This is a genomic window from Bradyrhizobium sp. (genome assembly GCF_035935975.1).
In the GTDB taxonomy this organism is placed as follows: domain Bacteria; phylum Pseudomonadota; class Alphaproteobacteria; order Rhizobiales; family Xanthobacteraceae; genus Bradyrhizobium.
Genome location: NZ_DASYWN010000057.1, coordinates 27,478 through 46,365, shown reverse-complemented (window position 1 = coordinate 46,365; position 18,888 = coordinate 27,478). Strand labels below are relative to the sequence as shown.

Here is an 18,888-nt window from a genome sequence, read left to right as displayed (position 1 = left end):
CAGCGCGTGCGTGTTTTCCGCACGCGCCACGAGTAACTTCGATGCCCCCTGTTCGAGGCAGCGCGATATCGCATGCCGCGCCCGGCTACGGCAGGACGGCGAGGCGTCCGAGCAGTGCGATCAGGTCGGCCTGCCGGCGTGTCTGCGTTTTGACGAACAGAGAAGCCAGCTGGGAACGTACTGTCGTTCGACTTAGTTTTCGAGCACGCGCAATGTCGATCACATTGTTGCCTCGCGCCAACTCGATGGCGAGCTGGGTTTCTGCGGCGGTGAAGCCGAACAGGCGCTGCAGGGTTCGCGGCGAAGGCTCCGGATGCGCGTCAAGATCCAACAGGATCAACGCGATGGTCTCGTCCGACCATGCGTTCGCGACCTGGTTGATCAGGGAGGTGAACCCTTCCTTGGTGGAGGTCGCCAGCCAGGATGTCGAGCCTGCCGGAAACTGAGCGCCTGCGCGGCTGACCAGTTGTTTCACCGCGCCATAGAGGGTTTCGTTGCTCGCATTGGCACGCGATTCACGTTCCAGAATTGCGCGTCCGGCTGGACTGAGTTCGACGACCCGACCGCGCCTGAGCATGACCTGCCCGCATCCGATCCGCGCGAGCACTCCGCGCAGACCGTCGTATTTGTTGCTAGCTTCAGAATGAACGGACGGTAGAGCAGTTGAAATGTTGAATATCGATTCAGTCGAATGATTTTGCAATGCAATGGTCCTTGGCGCCGATTGGCTCAAGCTCAACATTGTTATTCCCCAGCCGATGGAGTGAATGTGCCACAAAGATTCCAAAATTCCCCCGAGCGGTAAACGTTGAATGGGGGGTACTCCGCGGGGCAGGAGAGGGCGGCGGTCGGTCCGTCGTTCGGGCTTCGACCTGTTCTGATCAAGGAAGGGGTAACGAGGCGGGTCTACACCCCGCAGGGTACTGGCAGCCTACTCCGGAGGGAGGGCGTGGAGCTTACCCTTAAGGGGGTACCTATTCTCGCAACGTCAGTTCGAGAGCCTGGGGGCCGGGCGCAACGTGACTTCGATCACGTCTCCGGGCTCGACATCGAAGTCGACCGACGCCGGAATCCTGTCCCATTGCTGACCGAGCCGCCGCACGACGATCACGTCGGGATTGAGCTCGCCCGCATTGACGGGGATGGCGCCCGAGCCGCCGATCGGTTGCAGTTTTTGACTGAGCGCTTGCATTCTGACGCGGAGATCTGCCAACCGAACGTTGGAGTCTTTCTGCTCTCTGAGCAGATTGATGGTCCGCTGGCTCGTCACGCGCTCGTTTTGCCGCAGGAAGTCCTCGCGTTGGCGCTGGAGCCGCATGAGCTCGACGCTCGTCTGCAGGCGCCGGGTTGAGGACAGCAGAAGGGCGCGCCGGCTTTCGCTCACGCGAGGGCTTGCCAGCAAACCGGAGCCGAAAGCCTTCATCACCCGTTCGAGTTCCTCCTCGTCGGCCTGTACGCCCTTCTCTTCACCTTCCTGTTGCTTCTTCAGGGTCGCGAACTGCGCATCCGTTTGCTTGACGGCGTCCTCCAGAAAGCGCTGTTCCGTGCGGTAGTCGTTTTGCGACGTTTTCAGAGAGTCCCTCTCGGATTGCACGACTGAAGCGATCACGTTCGCAGGCAGCGAAATGTCGTTTGGGGGCGTGGCATCGAATGTGTCGCGGCCGTCGAGCTCTGCGACGGTTCGAACGATATGGAAGTATTCCTTGGTGTATTCCGTCGCGAGAGACTGGTAGTCCCGCACGAGATCCGCCGGGTCGATGGCGCCCGGTTGCACGCCGCGCGATCGCAGCAGGCTGAAACCGCCGGCAACCGCCACGGCCTGACGCACCGTCATCGAAGCCCGATACGTCTGCTGCCCGGGCGTGAGTACATCGCCGGATACATAGACCGGGCGATATTCCACGACACTTGCCATGACGTCGCCGGGCTTGACCACGAACGCCTGATCGCGTCCATCAGTTAGTCGCTGACGCAGTATCCTGGCCTGCAGCAGCGTTTCAATGCGGCTCTGCAACTGCGCCGGGGTCAAGCCCGCAACTTCTACGGTCCCCCCTCCCGGAAGCGGGATGGTGCCGTCGATCTGGATCTGCGTACGGTTACGCTGATCGGGGAGGCCGCCGATCGAAATCTCGATCGTATCGCCCGGTCCGAGCTTGTACGGAGCGGCAAGGGATGTCCCATTCGCGGCGGCAAACAGCAGCGCCGCGAAAGGAGTGAACAGGAGCGTTCCTGAGGGCTTGCCTCGCTTCTTGGATTTCACGAACAAACTCCCACTGCAACGATCCTGGACGCTTTGCGCGATGCTGACTGCAGCCCTTCCTAGACGGCCCTCTTCAGGTCCGGGATGTGGGCGGTCGGAAGAAATATCCGGTAGTTTCCGAAGAAGTGTTTCCGCTCTTCGACGTGGTCGAACAGACCCTGGCTCAAGGCGGCGAGTATTTCGCCGATGCCTTGCTGAACGCCGATTTCAGGGGTGAAATTCAGCACGCGGCGGATCTTGTCGAAATTCACGCGGTAGTTCCGGGGATCGGCGCCGCGCTCCTGATAGGTCACCTTCGATCGCGGAAGGTGCTTCAAGATCTCCTCGACGACCATCAGCTTGGTAAAGTTGTTTTCCTCGCAGCCGACGTTGAAGACTTCGAAGCCGACGTCATCGGCAGGCGCGCGGAGCACTTCCTCGATTGCGCGAGCAAAATCGCGAACATGGCAGTATGGACGCCAGGTGTTGGGATCGAACACCAGCAGTTCCTTCCCCAGATGAAGCTCCCGCGCGAACTCGTTCACCGTGAGATCGAAGCGCATCCGCGAGGAAAGACCAAAGGCGGTCGCGAAGCGGAGGATCGTCGGATGAAATCCGACCTTTCCCTTGAGACCCAGGATCTTCTGCTCCATCTCCACCTTGTGCTTGGCGTAAAGAGAAAGTGGCGCAAGAGGGTAGTTCTCATCGACGGCCTTGTCTTCCTCCACCAGTCCATAGTTCGAGCAGGTGGAGACGAAGATGAGCCGGTCGACCGGGTGACGCTGGATGGCGTCGACGAAGGACCCGACCCCGTTTCGATTGATGGCATGACTTTCGTCGGGATACTTGCTCGTGATCGGGTCGCCAACGAGGCCGGCCAGGACGACGACAGCGTCCACGTTCTTCAACGCCCGGGAAGTGATATGCGGATCGCGAATGTCACCGTGCATGAATTCGTAGTGCGGATAGCTCAGATAAGGCCAGACACAACTCTCGTTTCGGTAGATGAGCTGATCGAGGCACCGAACGTGCCAACCATTCCGAAGGAGATGGTCGGTGATCACCGAGCCCACGTAGCCAGCGCCACCAACGAGCAGCACAGTTCGCCTATCAATCGCCATTTGAGCACCCGTCTGCTTTTGAAATAAGGTTCGTACCGAAAGATCCTGGCGCCATGCCACTCTGGTTGTTGTGCCGGGGTTTTCGCGCGAGGCGGAGAAGCGGCTCCCCGACAATGATCCAGGCGGTATGAAGGACCCACTTGAGATCCGACCCGACGGTTCGATTGGGGTAGTATGCCAGGTCGATCTTCGCCTTGGCGGGAAACAGGACCTCGCGATAGAAATCCGCCGCATTGCCGCCCTGCGGGAATAGCGTATTTTCGTGCCGGAACAGAATCTGGCACGGCCCGATAAGGCCTGGCCGGTGCTCGAGAATCTTTTCAAATCCGTTTCTGAAGCAATCGGCAAATGCGAGCGACTCGGGCCGCGGACCGACGAATGACATGTCGCCACGCAGGACGTTCCAGAGCTGCGGCAGTTCGTCCAGCTTGAATGCCGCCAGCACTTCGCCGATCGTTGTCATGCGGTCGTCGTTCACCATCGTGAGCGGACTTCCGCGATCATCGCAATCGGCTCTGAACTTCCGGAACTTGTACATGCGGAACGGCGTCCCGTTCAGTCCGAGGCGAAATTGCGAATAGAAGATTGGTCGCCCGCCTTCGATCCAGATTGCGAGCGCAATGAGCAGAAGGACCGGCAGCATGACAGTGATCGCGGCTGCGGCACCGAAGACATCGACGAGGCGTCGCAAGCGCACGGCCGGAGCTGCCGCCTGTGCGCATCCCGCATTTACGGTTTCACTCATGCTTGGACGACCTCCGCGGGATAGCTTGCCTGAAGTCCCTCTGCGAGGCTGTCCGCCACGTGATCGACATCGGCGGGGGTCATGGCGGGATGGAGCGGCAAGGTGAGCTCGCGTCCGCAAAAATCCTCGGTGTTGGGCAGGCTGATGCCTGGATAAAGATCCTGGTAGAACGTCAATCGATGAACAGGAGGATAATGGATCGTCGTCTGAACGCCGCGTTTGCTGAGGTGCTCGATCAGCGGCTGCCGCGCGCTTGCGGCGGGGAGCACGACCGGGAGCAGATGGTGAGCCGATACCCATGACCCCTTGAACGGCACCAGGACCGACGGACAACGCTCGGCAAGGCGCCGCCGATAGTGAAGCGACAGACGGCGCCTCGTGTCGTTCCAACCAAGCAGCTTTTTGAGCTGCACCAGGCCGACCGCGGCGCGCAATTCGTCCATGCGATAGTTGAATCCCAGGAGCGTCACGTCGTATTCGGGGCTGCGGCTGACCAGACGCTGGCGCGTGTTGCTGCTCATGCCATGCGATCTGGCACGCTTGATCATGTCGTTCAGGATCCGGTGACGCGTTATGATTGCGCCGCCTTCAGCCGTCGTCATGTTCTTGTTGCCGTAAAAGGAAAATGCGGCTGCGTCGCCGTACGTGCCGACGCCCTTGACGCCGGGCGCATGTGCGGCGTCCTCGATCAAGAGCAGGCCCTTGCTGCGAGCGAAGGTTTGCCACTCGTCCCGATCGGCGAGGTAGCCGGCAAAGTGCATGAGGATCACGGCTTTCGTCCTCGAAGTGCATTTGCGCCTCGCGTCTGCCACCGACATCAGGGGAACCGCCCCGGACTCGACGTCGACAAATACCGGCCGTGCTCCGACGTAGAGCACGGCATTGGCAGTGGCGACGAACGTGAGAGATGGAACGAGCACTTCGTCGCCGGGGCCGATCCCGAGCGCATGCAGGATCAGGTGAAGTGCCGCCGTGCACGAGCCGACGGCAATCGCTTCATCGGCGCCATGCATGCTGGCGAACGTTTGCTCGAACTCCCGCACCCGGTCGCCCATGGTGATCCATCCGCTCTCGATTGCGGCGGCAAGGGCTTCCTTCTCATCGCTTCCTAATGTCGGCTCTGATACCAACAGCATGGCTTCCTCTTCCCGTTCATTCTTTTGTGCAGAAGACGGCGCTGCGTCACGCAGCCGCAGTTGCGAACGCAGGCGACTGCTCGTCCCAGGCAATGTCCTGGGCCTTGAGGAAGTCGTCGACGCGGCCGATGTCGAGCCACAGGCCGGTGTGCTTGAAGACGTTGACGCGGACGTCGTCCTCGAGCATCTGGAACATCAGATCGTCGAAGCCGAACGGAACGCCCGACGGAATACGTTCGAGGACAACGGGGTTGATGCAGTAGATTCCCATGCTAACGAGGTTGGTCAGCTCCGGCTTCTCGCGGAATCCGGTCACCTTGCCGTCCGTTTCGTCGATCACGCCGAAGTCCATCTTCGTGCTGCGAACGGAAGTGCCGATGGTGATGCTGGCGTCTGATTTTCGGTGATTGTGGATGAGCTGGTTCAGGTTCAGGTCAGTCAACACGTCGCCGTTGAGGACCAGGAACGGCTCATTGAGCTGTTCGCGCAGCAGGGACAACGGGCCGATCGTGCCGAGGGGCTCGACTTCCTGCGTGTAGGTGATCTGCATATTCCACTGGCTGCCGTCACCGCAGACGCTGCGGATCAGGTGGCCGAGATAGCCGGTCGTGACGAAAACTTCGCGGATCCCGTTTCGTCTCAGCCACTTGAGAACGAGCTCAAGCACGGGACGCGCACCGATCGGCATGAGAGGTTTCGGCAAAATGGACGTGTGTGGGCGAAGCCTAGTTCCTTTGCCGCCGCATTGAACTACCGCCTTCATCTTTACCTCCTTGTACTCAAAAAAATTTTAAAAACGGGTATCGTCGCGCTGGAGTAAAATTAGGAGCAAAACCGAACCTGCGTCTTCGTGCGTTTGCATGAGAGCATCGCGATTGACGGAAGCGCATTCCGTCAGTTGGACCATGCCGCCGCGCAGCGGAGACGTATACCTTTCGAAAGACACGGGCGTGATCTTGGCGACGAGGCCAGCGCGGAAAGGATCATGCGTGAAAGCAAAAGGGTAGCCCTGGGCGGCCAAGCCAATTTCGGGCGGCGCGCCGATATCCGAGCTCCCGAGAGCTCGCTCGCTATGCCTGCGGAGGTCGCTGGCCGGTCAGGTATCGGCGGCCGCATGAACCTTGCTGGCGATGTAATGCGCCATGCCTCGAATGGAATCGAGGTTCTCTGGCAATATCTCGCTGTCGTCGACGACGATGCCGAAGGTCGTCTCGATGAACCCGACCACCTCGAGCACTCCGGTTGAGTCGATGATGCCCTGGTCGAGAAGGGAGGTGTCGTCCTCCAACGTCTTGACGTCGCTGATGTAGAAATTCGATGTCAGGAAAGCGCGGATCTGTTCCTTGCAGCGGTCGGGTGCCAAGGCGAGTGTCATTGCATTCGGGCTCCATACAAAAGCACTGGGTTCATTGGTCGCTCAAGAGCGATGCGGCGATGAGTTCTCGTTTGTTGATCTTGCCGGTGTCGGTGCGCGCCAGCTCCGGCACGATGACGACATGCTTTGGCACCATGAAGCTCTCGAGGCGCTTCTGACACTCTCGCTGAATCTGCTTTGGGCCGATGGGGCAGCCCTGGTCGACCACCACGTAGGCCTTGAGCGCGTGGCCCAGCAGCTCGTCAGGGACGCCAATGACCGCGGCCTCCCTGATGCCGGGAATGTCCAGCAACGCGCTCTCCACCTCCTTGGGCGCAACCTTCTCGCCGCGGGACTTGATGACCTCGTCGCTTCGGCTGACGAAGTACAGATATCCGTCGGCGTCCATCCGGCAGTAGTCGCCCGTGTACAGCACCTGCTCGCCCGGTAACGGTCCGGGCTTGAGTTTCCGCGCAGTAGCTTCGGGCTTTCGCCAATAGCCCCTCATGACCGTCGCGCCGCGGATCACGAGTTGTCCGACGACGCCGGCGCCGACCCGTTGATCACGCTCGTCGACGATCCACATTTCGGTGTTCGGGATGGCAATTCCGACACTCTCGGGCTTCCGATCGAGATCCTCCGGCGGCAGGTAAGTGCAGCGTTTGCATTCGGTGAGGCCGTACATGGAGTAGATGCGTGCGCCGGGGAATCTGTCCCTGAGCTGGAACAGGTGCCGAACCGGCAATGCGGCGCCGGTGTTCGTCACGTAGCGAATGCTGGATAGATCGTAACTCTTCAGCGATTCGAGCTGCAGAAGGGTCGAGAACATGGTCGGGACGCCCGGGAAACCCGTAATCCTCTCTTCGGCGGCATGCCGGAGCACTTCGGCGGGGAAGGCAAACGAGCGTTCGAGAACCAGACGGGCGCCGGCGCGGACGGCCATGATCATCTGATACAGGCCGTAGTCGAACGCGAGTGGCAGGGCGTTGAGGATGATGTCGTCGTCGCGCACATCCAGATACGACGCGACCGACGTACAAGCGACCATCATGTTCCGATGCGTCAACATGACGCCCTTCGGCTCGCCGGTCGAGCCGGAAGTGTAGACGATGGCGGCGAGATCGATATCGATGCAGCGCCGTGCGGGTGCCGTGTTGTGCTCGGTGGCTGTTGCCGCACTCCATCGCACGGCATGAGGCAATGCGTTCAAGTCGGCGTCGCCGATAGCGCCGGAGATGATGACACGGCGCAAGGACGGGCAGCGTCGTGCAGGCTCGCAGAACGTTACGTAGAGGCGCGACTGTGTGATCAGCGCGGTCGGCTGGCAGTCGTCCAGGAGATAGCCGAGCTTGTCGCTCTTGGTGAGCGGATTGATGATGCATGCGACGGCATTGGCCTTGAGCACGGCCCAGAAGCTGACGGCCGCCTCGACCGTGTTGTCGGCGAAGATCATCACGCGGTCGCCGCGCTCGATGCCGGCCGCGACCAGGTGATGTGCGACCGCATTCGACCACGCCTCGAGCTGGTTGTAGGTGACCCGGTGGCCGTCGCACACGAGTGCAGTCTTCGCGCCTTTGCACCGCGCTGAATGGATCAGGTAATCGTGCAGCAGCGGTACAGGATCGTTCATCAGGCATAAGCTCCCGATAGCTCTTGGCGGTCGACGTCCACGCTGAGCCGGAGGCGGTGACGTCCCTCCGGGCGGTCTGCGACGAATTGCTGGAACAGCAGCTGACTGGACAAGACGCCGACCAGCGCCATGTTATCGAAATTCGACAGGTCGCCATCGCCGGTTTGCGCGTGCGCTCGGCACTTGCTGCGTAACCGCTCAATGGCCGTCGGATCGAAGATGTTCGCGGCGCGAATGCTTGTATCTGAGAGCACTTCGTCCACGTATGAAGGGCTGTCTTTGCCGGCGAAGCAGAGTGCATTGGGGGTGCGGTAGGGTTGCTTCTTGCGTTTGAGGATCTCGTGGGGAACCTGCGACTGCGTTACACGCTTCAAGACATGCTTCTCGTCGAGGATACGAAGCTTGCAGGCGTCGGGAAGCGAGTTCGCGAGCTCGACGACGTCATTGTCAAGAAATGGAAAGCGCCCCTCGACTGAGTGCGCCATCAGCATCCTGTCTCCCTGCGAGGAGAGCAGATAGCCGGCCAGAAGGGTCTTGCTCTCGAGATATTGATCTTGTGCAAGCGGTGTCCAGCGGGAAAAATCCGCCGGCAGCTCGTCGAGCAATTCGGACACGGGGTCCCGCCGCGAACACGCATCACGCATGTCGCTCGAGAGCAGGCGCTTGATGGTGCTCGTGCTGCGCCAACGCGGTTGGTGAGCAAAGCCGGGCATATCAACGTCAGAGATGCCGTGGCCGAAGAACTTGAGCGAGATGGCCTGCATATGGACGGGTGATCGGGAGATGTAGGGGTAGAGTCGTTTCAGGAGAGCGGCTCGCCGCATTGAGGCCGGGTTGCGGCCCCAGAAGCGACGGATCTTGCCTTCGCGAAACAAATCATAGCCGGCGAACATTTCGTCGGCGCCCTCGCCGGTCAGGACAACCTTGATGCCGCGTTCCCGTACGAATTTCGAGAGCAGAAACAGTGGCACGGGAGCGGTCCTCAGGATGGGGCGCTCGGTGTGGTAGATCACCTTGGAAAATGCCTCGGCGATGTCCTGCCGCGTGACCATGAGTTCGTGATGCTCGCTCGCGATCGTGCGGGCCATGAGGCGCTGATAGGGCGTCTCGTCATACTCGGCGTCGGCGAAGCGTACGGAAAACGTCTGGAACCGCCGGCCTGCGCATCGGCTCCCGAATGCCGCAACAAGCGAGCTGTCGAGCCCGCCGGAGAGATAGCTTCCCACGGGGACGTCGGAGCGGACCACGCGAAGCGCAGTAGCCCTTTCAAGTGCGGCACGCACGGCATCGATCACATCGTCATTGCAGGCGCTGGATGAAATCAAATGCCGATCGGAGCGAGGCGGATAGCGTGGAGCCCAGAATGCACGATCCCTGACCTCGCCGCGGATGTAACTGCGGACGTGTCCCGGCTCAATTTCCGTGATCCCCTGAAACACGGTTTGCGGCGGCACGGTACTCCAGAACGTAAAGGTCTGGTCGATGCCGGCCGGATCTATCGCCCGCGGAATTGCCGGATTTGCTGCGAAGATCGCCTTGATTTCACTGGCGAAGTAGAGCTGACCTTGATGGCTGCAAACGTAGAGCGGGCAGATTCCGGTCCGGTCACGCGACAGGACGAGGCGGCGGGCGGAGGCGTCCCATATTCCGACGGCCCATTGCCCGTTCATCCGCTCGAAGGCTGCCTCGCCCCAGGCGCGATAGGCCTGAATGACGACCTCGGTGTCGCTCCGGGTACGGAAGCGATGGCCGAGCCGGATCAACTGCTCGCGCAACTCGACGTAGTTGAAGATCTCGCCATTGAACACGATCCAGGAGGGCCCGTCGGGATCAGCGAGTGGTTGTTGTCCGCCCGCTATGTCGATGATCGAGAGGCGGGCATGCGCCAAGCCCGCGCGTTGGTCCCGGTACAGGCCCTGCTCTTCGGGCCCGCGATGTGCAAGCGCGCCGACCATGCGCAACAGCGCGTTCCGCGAAGGACCCGGAGCGTTTGCGTTCAGCGCAACGATGCCTGCGATACCGCACATGCCGTCAAGTCCTCGATCGCCACGTCAACAAGCAGGGGCGGCGTGTGGAGATAGCGTGTCGCTCGACGCTTCGAAGTGATATCGTTGAATACCTTCTGTACCTGCCGTGCCGGCAGGCCGACCGCCTCGGCCACGTCATCGGCGGAAACACCGTGATTGACCGCGTACAGGCAGACGTCGGTCAAGCGATAGGGAGCGGCGAAGTAGAATTCCTCTTGGCTCTGCGGCATCGAGAACGTGTCGGATGTCGGCGGTCGTCGCCTGATCTCCTCGTCGACGCCGAGGTATTCGGCCAGTTGATAGACCTGGCTCTTGTAGAGGTGCGCGATCGGCATCACGTCCGCATCGCCGTCGCCCTGCTTGACGAAGAAGCCCTGATCGTGCTCCAGCCGATTTGGCGTGCCGATGACCGCGTATTTCAGGCGGTCCGCGTGGTAGTACTCGGTCATCTTGCGGACACGTTGCTTGTAGTTGGTCGCGGCGACGATCTGCAGGTAGACCTCGGGGGGGAGACGCACGCTGGAAGTTTCGCCGGTCGGGTCCTGTACGGTCAGGCGCGTGATGTTGATGCCATCGCGCTCCAGAACCGAGCCGAGAACCAACTTGCATTTCCAATCGTTGTCGTATTCGGGTACGACCGCCTGGATTGCCTCCCGCTGCCGGCGGTATGCACCCAATGCTTCGAGAGCCGGCGCGATGTCTTCGACAACCGTCGTCAGGCGCAGCTGCGCAGCAACGGCCTGGCCGAGCCTCAGTGAATCCGAGGACGAATCGCGCTCGGGCATGAGCAGCCCGAGCACTTTCGTACTTCCAAATGCGCGCACACACAGCGCCGCGACGACGGAGCTGTCGATGCCGCCTGAAAGTCCGACAACGGCGCCGCGTCGGCCAAGCGCGCCAAGAACCCGGTCGCGCAAGAACGCGACAATGCGCGCCACTTCCAGTGGCGCGTCCAGGGTCAGGACGTCCTCACTGAACTGTCGTTCGGTCCGTTCGGGAGCTGCCTGCATGGTCACGTGAACAATCCGTCTGTATTGGAGAACTCGGCCAGGGAGTAGGTTCGCGTCAGCGCGTTCTGTACGAGGTGCAAATTCATTGCGAGGTAAGGTGGCACGACGAGGTCAACGTGACTGCCTGCGCTTGGGACGACGTCGACCTGGGCAAACGCACGGTCCCACCCCAGAGCTGGCGGCATCTCCTTCCGCTCGCATCGGAACAGAACGGCGGAAATAGGCAGCATCGACTTCGGCTCCGCCAACCAGCGGAAGTAGGCCTTGGCGCGCAAGACCTCCTGCAACTCCTGCTTGAGCCTGAAAGACGTGAGATTGAACTGGCGGTTCGCGCGCTGATCAATCAGTCGAGCCAGCTTGGCTTCGCGGCCGATCGCAACGGTTGCCTTGGCGACGGCCCGGCACGCCATCCGGGACGCGGTTACCCGGTTGTTGCGGATTCGGTGAACTGTCCGGCTCAACGTGTCCCATGCGGAACTGCGCTCGCCCATGAGGCTGGTGTCGAGAATCCCGAAGAACTTCACGGATCGGCCAGAGGCAAACAGTCGCGTTGCGACCTCGAAAGCGACAGCCCCACCGAGGGAGTGGCCGAGAAGCCTGATGGGGCCGCGCGGCTGGACGCAATTGATCTGCTCCAGCGCGGCAGCGGCCATATCGCGAACGCTGTCCTGGCCCTGCAACATCTTGCCGAGGTCTGGATATCGAATCGGAACGATATGAGCCATTTCCCGCATCGAGGCGGCCAGAGCCGATAGGCTCGCTCCATAACCAAGTGATCCGGGCAGCAGGAAAAGCACGGGTAGCGCCGCCGCCACGACACGGGAAGGCGGAGAATCCGGAGTCTGCCCCGCATCAATCAATGGCCGCAGTGTCATCAGAATACAACCGACCGACAGGGTTTCAAAAGTTGCAGTATGGAGACGGACGGAATCCTCTCATCGTTCATATGCATGATGCATATCGTCGCACCTTGTGAATTGTTTGCTCTGGTCCGAGTACATCCGTCGTCCATTGTCGTGCCTCACACCAAGGATGCGCCCCCGCAACCTTCCGGATCAGACAGGCCCATTGACCGGTGCGCTCGACCGCTGCGCGCCGCCGGGGCCGTTCAAAAGGAATAACGCCACGCCAATTCCCAAGGCGTAGCCGGTCGCTCCTCCGGCAGCCATCGTGAAGATCACCTGCAACGGATCGTGGCCTAGACGTGCCCCGATGAGGAGCGGAGCAAATACAAGCAGGGCCCGCACCAGGTCGACGAGCAGGCGCAGTTCTTGGCGACGAAAGAGCGTCGGAACCTCTTGAATGGGGGTCGACAGGGCCTGTGCAGCGCACATGACCGCCAGGGCGGCCATGATCTGACCCGTAGGCATCCAGGACGGCCCGAGCAACGGAACGACGACATAGGGTGAAACGAACCCAAGGCCGAGTACCGGCAGAGCGATCAGGCCGGCCGCAACGGCCAACAGGCCCAATGCGGTGCCGATCAGATGCTGACGATCAAAACCTTTGCTGGCTTCGGCGACGAAGACATTGCTGAGCGGCAGGGCGATCAGAGTGACTGGACCCGTCACGAGACGGGCTGCGACGCCAAAGTGCCCGGCAAATGCTGTACCAAACAACGAGCCGATGAAGATGGCGGGGAGATTGATGATCGCAAATCCGGCAAGGGCCGAGGGCAGCTCGAACAAGGGGAACTTGTACTCTCGCCGCGCGGTCGCCACGACGGCCTCCCATGAGACTTGCATGATGCGGCGGATGTCATCCCGCTTCAGAAGCCGAGCCCACAGAAATGCGATCAGCACAGCCTGGCTCAGGATGTGCGCATGGATCATGGCATCGTCCCCGAGGTGGGCGATGCCGAAGGCCACCTGGAGCACTGCCATCGTCGCCGGCAGGATCAAGCGGCCCATGCCGAAGTCGCGGATATGATTGAACCGCAAGCACCAGCAGTTCATGGCGTCGGCAACGCCGACCGCCGCCATACCGACTGGTATCAGGTAGACGAGATGTTGCAGTCGTTCTGGTATCACGGTTGACAACAGGTATCCGCCGGCAAGCGCGGCAGAGGCCGTAGCGCAGATCGCGAGAAAGATGAGCTTGAGGGCGACCAGCGCCTGGGCTCTGTCCTCGACCACGTACAGGGAGGTGCTGAAGCGAAGCCCTGCTATCGCGCCAAGGATGTTCACGATCGAGAGATAGATCGTGAAGACGCCAAACTCTTCCGGCGAATACAGCCGAGTCAGGACGGGAATGGCCGCGACGAGCGTGAGTTGTCCGGTGAGCGCAAGGGCGGAGACGCCCGCCGCTGCACGAACGAGAGCCCCTGTCCGTGACGGAGCGGTAGCCGTTTTCGCCGCCATGAGAAGTTTCCTCAGTCCCAGAATTAAGTTCAAGGCAGGATCGTACGGCTGAGCGATCTGCTCTTGTCGGATCGTAGGATGGGGCGCGGCGCGCGCCATCATTCGTTTGCAGGAAGATCACCGAGTTGTCGCCGGAATCGATCGAAAGCTTGCACGATCAGCTTGCGCTCGCAGACGATGCGGGCAGCCCTATCGTGATTCAAGCAAGCCGCTCGGACCGCAGCCGGCTATCGACCGGCCATCGGGCTGTGGACTGCGCAAGTCGAAGGCCGGTCCGCGCGAGCAGGTCGAGCAGGGCAGGTTGTCTGACGGCGATCAGGTTATCGTCGTCGGGTCCCGGAATGTCCGGAGAGGCCCGCTCGAGTTGTCCCGCCCTGAGATGAAAGAGCTCGAACCCGTGATCGATCAGCCGGCAGTATAGCTCTGCACGCGAGGTGCCGGCCCGCCGAAGGTTGAGCTCGGAATCCTCGATGTAGAGACAGCGGCAATTGGAAATGGTCTTCACGGCGCCCTTGAGAAGATCAACCTCGAACCCTTCGACATCGACCTTCAGGAGATCCACCGTCCGATTTCCAATGATGGAATCGAGGGGACGAACCGGAACCCGGAGCGCTGCGCTGCCGGGCGGAGGATTGGCGCATGCGAAATTCATGTCGTCGCTGCGAAAGTCCGTGAAAACGATCTCTCCATCCGTACTGCCGATGGCGGTATTGTGGACTTCAATCGCGAATCCGTTCAGGCGAACGTTGCCCAGCAGATATTTGCAGATGCGCGGATGGGCCTCGATCGCGATGACTCGTCCGGATCCTGTAACCCGCATGGCGGCGGCGAGGCTCAGCTGTCCTACGTTCGCGCCGACATCGACGAAGGTCTCCCCGGGTTGCAGGTAGGCAGCCACGAAGTCGGCGTCTTCAGTGCGGAAGTTCCGGTTTCGCCAGAGTCCCGCAGACATGGAGCTGGGATAGAAGCGCATTCTGTATCCGGCCGGAAAGCCGAAGGTGATGAACCGGCACAATCCGGTCACCCACAGTGCGCGCGACAGCAGGAACCGAATCTTGTCAGGCTCCTGACGGATTCGCGTGAGCATTTGATTCAATCTGCGCAAAGGGTTCTTCACCTATCTTATCTCGTGCGGTGGGCTTTGCTGCGGAACGTAAGCTCGTAGGAGCGACCGGCCATCCTTCGTTTGCATGAAATCTGAAATCCGGCGGTTTGACGATCATTCCCCCACCCGAGTTGACCGCTTCGAAGCGTCGCGCTTCGCGATGATCGCGTCATGCGAATGAAGGATGACCGGCGCCACCCAGCTACTAGCGTGCCTTCTTGCCGCGTGACGAGGCCAGACTTCTTCGCAGAGTCGAAAGGCATTGCGGGTTCGTCAAGGCCCGACACTTTGATAAACTGAGCCTGAGGGAAAAGCGATGAACCCGTTGCAGCTCGACGAGTCCGACAGCATTCGAGCTCGGGAGGTTCGCCCGTTTATTTCGATCGCGATTCCGACTTTCCGTCGGCCGGACCTGGCGCGCCGCACGATCGAAAGTGTGCTGCAGCAGTCGTACTCCGACTGGGAAATGGTGATCAGCGACGACGAAGGGCCGGATGGTATGAGCTGGGATGTTCTATCCGAATACGCGCGGATCGATTCGCGCATTCGGGTTGTCGAGAACCTCCGTCCTCCAGGTCAAGTCGAGAATACGAACAACGCGATGCTCGCAGGCCGCGGCAACTGGATCAAAGTGCTGCACGACGACGACTGGCTGACGCCAGGTTCGCTCGAGACTTTTGCGGAATTGGCGAGGAGGTACCCCACTGTCGCGTTCATAACCTCCACATCTCATCTCCTCCTGGACAGCGGAATAAGATACCGACGTGGAGGGCGCGTCACGCTCTATTCGGGCCAGCAATGCCTGACCGATCTCTACCTGGTCGGCAAGACCCGAGCGCTGGGAATTGTTCCGTCGACTCTGCTGATCAACAGCGAGGTCATCCGGGCCGGTTGCCTGATGCGAAACTACAAGTCGATCACGTGGGGAGTGGACCAGCTGTTTTTCGTCGATCTCGCCTGTCGTGGCGACATGGTGGCGATCGACGACGGTCTGATCTTCTACGACATGACGTCTCACGCGAGCATTAGCGGTGCCAAATCGTTCTCGCAGATCGATCAGGAGACCCTTGATCTCAAGCATCTGACGTGGAGCCTCCTCGAGGACAAGCAAGGGCTTCCGGATCCCGACACGATCGTACGTGCGTTGCGGGTCGCAAGATTGCGTGGACGATTTCGCCACCAATCCTGGCTCACATCGGTCGGAGACGCGTTCCAGATCCTGCGTCCTTCGGTGATCAAGGCCGGCAGAAAGGCCATGCGGGCGCGAACGCATACACCGACGGCGGCTCACCGGCTCGCGTGAGTCGCGCCTGACGCAGCCGCCGTAGGCTGCTATCGGGACAAAGCGCTGGTCTGACCAGGTTGATCGAGGCGCGTTACAAAGTCGTATACAGGGCCGCCCGGTACCCCCCAATTGCTTGACCAGATGATTTGGGATCCATCGGGCGACGGCGAAGCGTGGGTCTCGTTCCAGTAATTGTACGGGACGTTGCGTGTGTACGCGATGCGCCTGAATTGGCCGCTGCCGTCAATGCGCAGGGCAATGACTTCCCGGGCGAAGGGGGCAAACGTCGGGAGTTGCGCAATCTCGGCCGGGTCGCCGCCATAGCTCAGAATCACCCAGCCAGGCGAGTGGATCGCGCGTGTGGACGCATGTGAGGCCTCTCCGCGCGGAGCGAGGGCGGTAACCAGGCCGTCATCCAGCCGGCGCTTGATCACCTGGTATATGTACGGATCAGATTTGCTGATTCCGACGTAGACCTCGCGTCCATCCGCGTCCACGGTCATGTCGCCATGACTCGGCCGATGATGTTCGGTCCAGCTCTGCACCAGATCGCCTGCGACGGTGAAGATGAATGCTTCATCCTTGCCGTCGACCCAACGGCTGCATCTGACGTAGCGGCCCAGAGGAGATATCTCGCACACACCGTCTCGCCCGGGCAGTTTTCCCACCTCGATATCAGGAAACTTCTGCCGGCTCACGAGATCGAACGCGAATGCGACGACCGCGCCGTCGGCAACACGTGTGCCGCGCACGGCGATGCGTCCGCCGTCCTGAGAAGGATTGCCCTTGCCTGGTCCGAACTGGAGGCTGCGATAGCCCTCGGCCATCAACAAGACCTCTTCGGCATTGGTTCGCGGCGTCCAGAGCGAGATCTTGCGCCCGATCACGCAGATCATGCGCTCCGGGTCCCGCGGGTGCCATTCGCACTCGTCCTCGCGTTGCCGGCGGAACAACGGAGCGTAGGTCCGTCCGTCGAGAAAGCAGAGACCGTTACAGCCGTTGGCGATCAGAAGCAGAGTCTGGTCGGCGTTCCAGGCCTGCGCGCTCGAATAGCGGTGGGTGCAATAGTTTTTTTGACAGGCGAGGCCGGCGCCCAGAGGGCCGGGGGTCGTTACCCGGACGATCGTGGCGCCGGTGTCAGGGTCGGTGACCGGAACGAGATAGTCGGGCAGGTCCAGGCTGCTGGGTGTTGTAAGCTTCGCCTTTGCCAGCGTCTGCGCGACGGCTATGCCAGCCAATGCGAGCACGACCACCGCAACTCCGGCGATGCCAACTTTGATGCGGACGGACGGAGACATCGATTCATGCTCCACAGCAAGCAGCGGCAGGGATCATTCAGGCGGGCAAACGGCCGAGCTGAGGGGCCCGCCGGCCATGCCGCTCTCACCGCGACCTGGGATAGGTCGCGTTGATCCGTTGTATCCGTCACATCTCGATGCGCATCATCTGAATGCAGGAAAACCACCTCGCGAAGCTTCGTGATCCTCGCGCAAGTGCAGATCCTCGATTGATGGAGCATTCCGGCGAAGTTCATTGCAGAGCACGGGGCGGGCGCCGCCCCGTGCTTCCTTGAGGACTCGATGAACGTCAGAGCCGATAGTCCAGCCTAGTCCAGGTTGGAGATGCCGGCTTCGTGACCTCCGCGCTTGTGTGGCGCCAGGTCAGGAGCATCGGTCCGATCGATCGCCAGTGCCAGGGCGTGACCATTGGAAGGCTTGACCAGCGATCCGTTGTTCATTCCCCAAATGGCGGCCTGCGTCCTGTTCTGGACTCGTATCTTGCGCAGGATCGCCTTGACGTGAACCTTCACCGTTGCTTCCGCGATATCGATCTTTCGCGCAATGCACTTGTTGGAATTGCCTTCGATCAGAAACGAGAGAATTGCCTGCTCTCGCGGCGACAGATGAGGGGCAATCCGTTGCTCAGCCGTAACGATGAAGCTCGATCGCTCCTCGCTCGTATCACCCGTCGGTTGCAATTGAGGCTCGCGATCGGGACTACCATCGAGCACGAATGATAGAAATGCGGGCGGAAACACGGTTTCGCCCATGGTCACGAGCTCTATGGATTTAACAAAAGCGTCGCAGGAATTCACGTCGACGAAGTAGCCACTCGCCCCGGCCTTGTAGGCCGAGATCAGCTCATGCGGCCGGTGGTGATCCGAGACGATCGCCACGCGGGCCTCTGGATAATGCTCCTTTACAAATCCGATATGCTTCAGTGCGAGCTCGAATTCGTCGGGATTGTGGACGATCACAAATAGGAGCTGGCATCCCTGTAGTGCGCTTGGGAGTTCATCGGTGCTCGAGACCGACATCGCAATGTGGAAATCTGCTGAATGCAGTATTCTTGAAATTCCTTCTCGAAGTAAAATGTTCCGACCGATTAAAACGACTCGACCAGATTGTCGCCTCCTCATATTTACCTCCGCAACTAACGCAATGACGCGACCTGAAACGAAGCCCGGATAAAAAGAACAAAGCTCAATAAGCCGCCGGGATTACCGATTTATAGAAGTGGGGCTTTTGTTAGCCTTTGCCGAAGGTTAGATTCAATTGTTCGATGTTGCCTATATACCTTTCGTTATAGACCGCGTCCGGATTCTACGGCTTTCTGCGTGTTGGGTGAGCTATGTTGCCGCAGTTAAGATTTGATCTGGGATCGAACGGGAATACCTGTTCAACCTTTGAATGTCGGTCGTAAGATAACGACCAGTCGACGCCTGCATATTCCCGTCTCCGTGCATTTGGAGGGGCCAATTGGTTAATTTGGTTTACCGGAATCCGGGCTACCCCCGGTTTCATACTGTCTCCGGGTTAGGCAATTTGGTGTATTATCTGAGGTTGCGGACCCATACCGCCACCGCGTCATAGGTT

Annotated in this window: 16 protein-coding genes; 1 reads left to right on the top strand and 15 read right to left on the bottom strand. The window is 60.4% G+C overall.

The window, feature by feature from the left end; translation table 11 throughout:
• Positions 1–85 precede the first annotated feature (85 nt).
• From VGR99_RS36295 to VGR99_RS36235, 13 genes are all read right to left on the bottom strand, one after another.
• Entirely contained in the window at positions 86–742 is a 657-nt protein-coding gene (locus VGR99_RS36295) for a helix-turn-helix transcriptional regulator (RefSeq protein ID WP_326904757.1), read from the bottom strand.
• A 246-nt stretch (positions 743–988) separates the two neighbouring features.
• Entirely contained in the window at positions 989–2,260 is a 1,272-nt protein-coding gene (locus tag VGR99_RS36290; protein WP_326904756.1) for a polysaccharide biosynthesis/export family protein, read from the bottom strand.
• Between the two features lie 59 nt (positions 2,261–2,319).
• The gene (locus VGR99_RS36285; RefSeq protein ID WP_326904755.1) at positions 2,320–3,360 is read right to left on the bottom strand and encodes an NAD(P)-dependent oxidoreductase; all 1,041 of its coding nucleotides are present in this window, start codon (positions 3,358–3,360) and stop codon (positions 2,320–2,322) included.
• A complete protein-coding gene (locus tag VGR99_RS36280) occupies positions 3,350–4,105 on the bottom strand; it encodes a sugar transferase (RefSeq protein ID WP_326904754.1) in 756 nt (251 codons plus the stop codon). Before VGR99_RS36280 ends, VGR99_RS36285 begins: the two co-directional genes overlap by 11 nt.
• Positions 4,102–5,241 carry a DegT/DnrJ/EryC1/StrS family aminotransferase gene (locus VGR99_RS36275; protein ID WP_326904753.1) on the bottom strand — a complete coding sequence of 380 codons (1,140 nt, stop codon included), beginning with the start codon at positions 5,239–5,241 and terminating at the stop codon, positions 4,102–4,104. The genes VGR99_RS36280 and VGR99_RS36275 overlap by 4 nt, the downstream gene beginning before the upstream one ends.
• Positions 5,242–5,287: 46 nt before the next feature.
• Complete coding sequence (locus tag VGR99_RS36270) at positions 5,288–6,004, bottom strand: nucleotidyltransferase family protein (protein ID WP_326904752.1); 717 nt, start codon at positions 6,002–6,004, stop codon at positions 5,288–5,290.
• A 333-nt stretch (positions 6,005–6,337) separates the two neighbouring features.
• Positions 6,338–6,616 carry an acyl carrier protein gene (locus VGR99_RS36265; RefSeq protein WP_326904751.1) on the bottom strand — a complete coding sequence of 93 codons (279 nt, stop codon included), beginning with the start codon at positions 6,614–6,616 and terminating at the stop codon, positions 6,338–6,340.
• A gap of 31 nt (positions 6,617–6,647) precedes the next feature.
• Entirely contained in the window at positions 6,648–8,225 is a 1,578-nt protein-coding gene (locus VGR99_RS36260; protein ID WP_326904750.1) for a class I adenylate-forming enzyme family protein, read from the bottom strand.
• The gene (gene asnB, locus VGR99_RS36255) at positions 8,225–10,252 is read right to left on the bottom strand and encodes an asparagine synthase (glutamine-hydrolyzing) (RefSeq protein WP_326904749.1); all 2,028 of its coding nucleotides are present in this window, start codon (positions 10,250–10,252) and stop codon (positions 8,225–8,227) included. The genes VGR99_RS36260 and asnB overlap by 1 nt, the downstream gene beginning before the upstream one ends.
• A complete protein-coding gene (nadE, locus tag VGR99_RS36250; protein WP_326904954.1) occupies positions 10,222–11,262 on the bottom strand; it encodes an NAD(+) synthase in 1,041 nt (346 codons plus the stop codon). The genes asnB and nadE overlap by 31 nt, the downstream gene beginning before the upstream one ends.
• Positions 11,263–11,264: 2 nt before the next feature.
• Entirely contained in the window at positions 11,265–12,137 is an 873-nt protein-coding gene (locus tag VGR99_RS36245) for a thioesterase domain-containing protein (protein WP_326904748.1), read from the bottom strand.
• 180 nt (positions 12,138–12,317) lie between these two features.
• Positions 12,318–13,622: a lipopolysaccharide biosynthesis protein gene (locus tag VGR99_RS36240; protein WP_326904747.1), complete on the bottom strand. Its 1,305-nt coding sequence runs from the start codon at positions 13,620–13,622 to the stop codon at positions 12,318–12,320.
• Positions 13,623–13,821: 199 nt separating this feature from the next.
• Positions 13,822–14,739: an FkbM family methyltransferase gene (locus tag VGR99_RS36235; RefSeq protein ID WP_326904746.1), complete on the bottom strand. Its 918-nt coding sequence runs from the start codon at positions 14,737–14,739 to the stop codon at positions 13,822–13,824.
• A 304-nt stretch (positions 14,740–15,043) separates the two neighbouring features.
• Here VGR99_RS36235 and VGR99_RS36230 point away from each other — a divergent pair, with 304 nt between their 5' ends.
• The gene (locus VGR99_RS36230) at positions 15,044–16,030 is read left to right on the top strand and encodes a glycosyltransferase family 2 protein (RefSeq protein WP_326904745.1); all 987 of its coding nucleotides are present in this window, start codon (positions 15,044–15,046) and stop codon (positions 16,028–16,030) included.
• 29 nt (positions 16,031–16,059) lie between these two features.
• Here VGR99_RS36230 and VGR99_RS36225 read toward each other — a convergent pair whose 3' ends face one another.
• Together VGR99_RS36225 and VGR99_RS36220 are read right to left on the bottom strand one after the other, a co-directional pair.
• Positions 16,060–17,310: a hypothetical protein gene (locus VGR99_RS36225; RefSeq protein ID WP_326904744.1), complete on the bottom strand. Its 1,251-nt coding sequence runs from the start codon at positions 17,308–17,310 to the stop codon at positions 16,060–16,062.
• Between the two features lie 308 nt (positions 17,311–17,618).
• A complete protein-coding gene (locus VGR99_RS36220; protein WP_326904743.1) occupies positions 17,619–18,269 on the bottom strand; it encodes a response regulator transcription factor in 651 nt (216 codons plus the stop codon).
• Between the last annotated feature and the right edge of the window lie 619 nt (positions 18,270–18,888).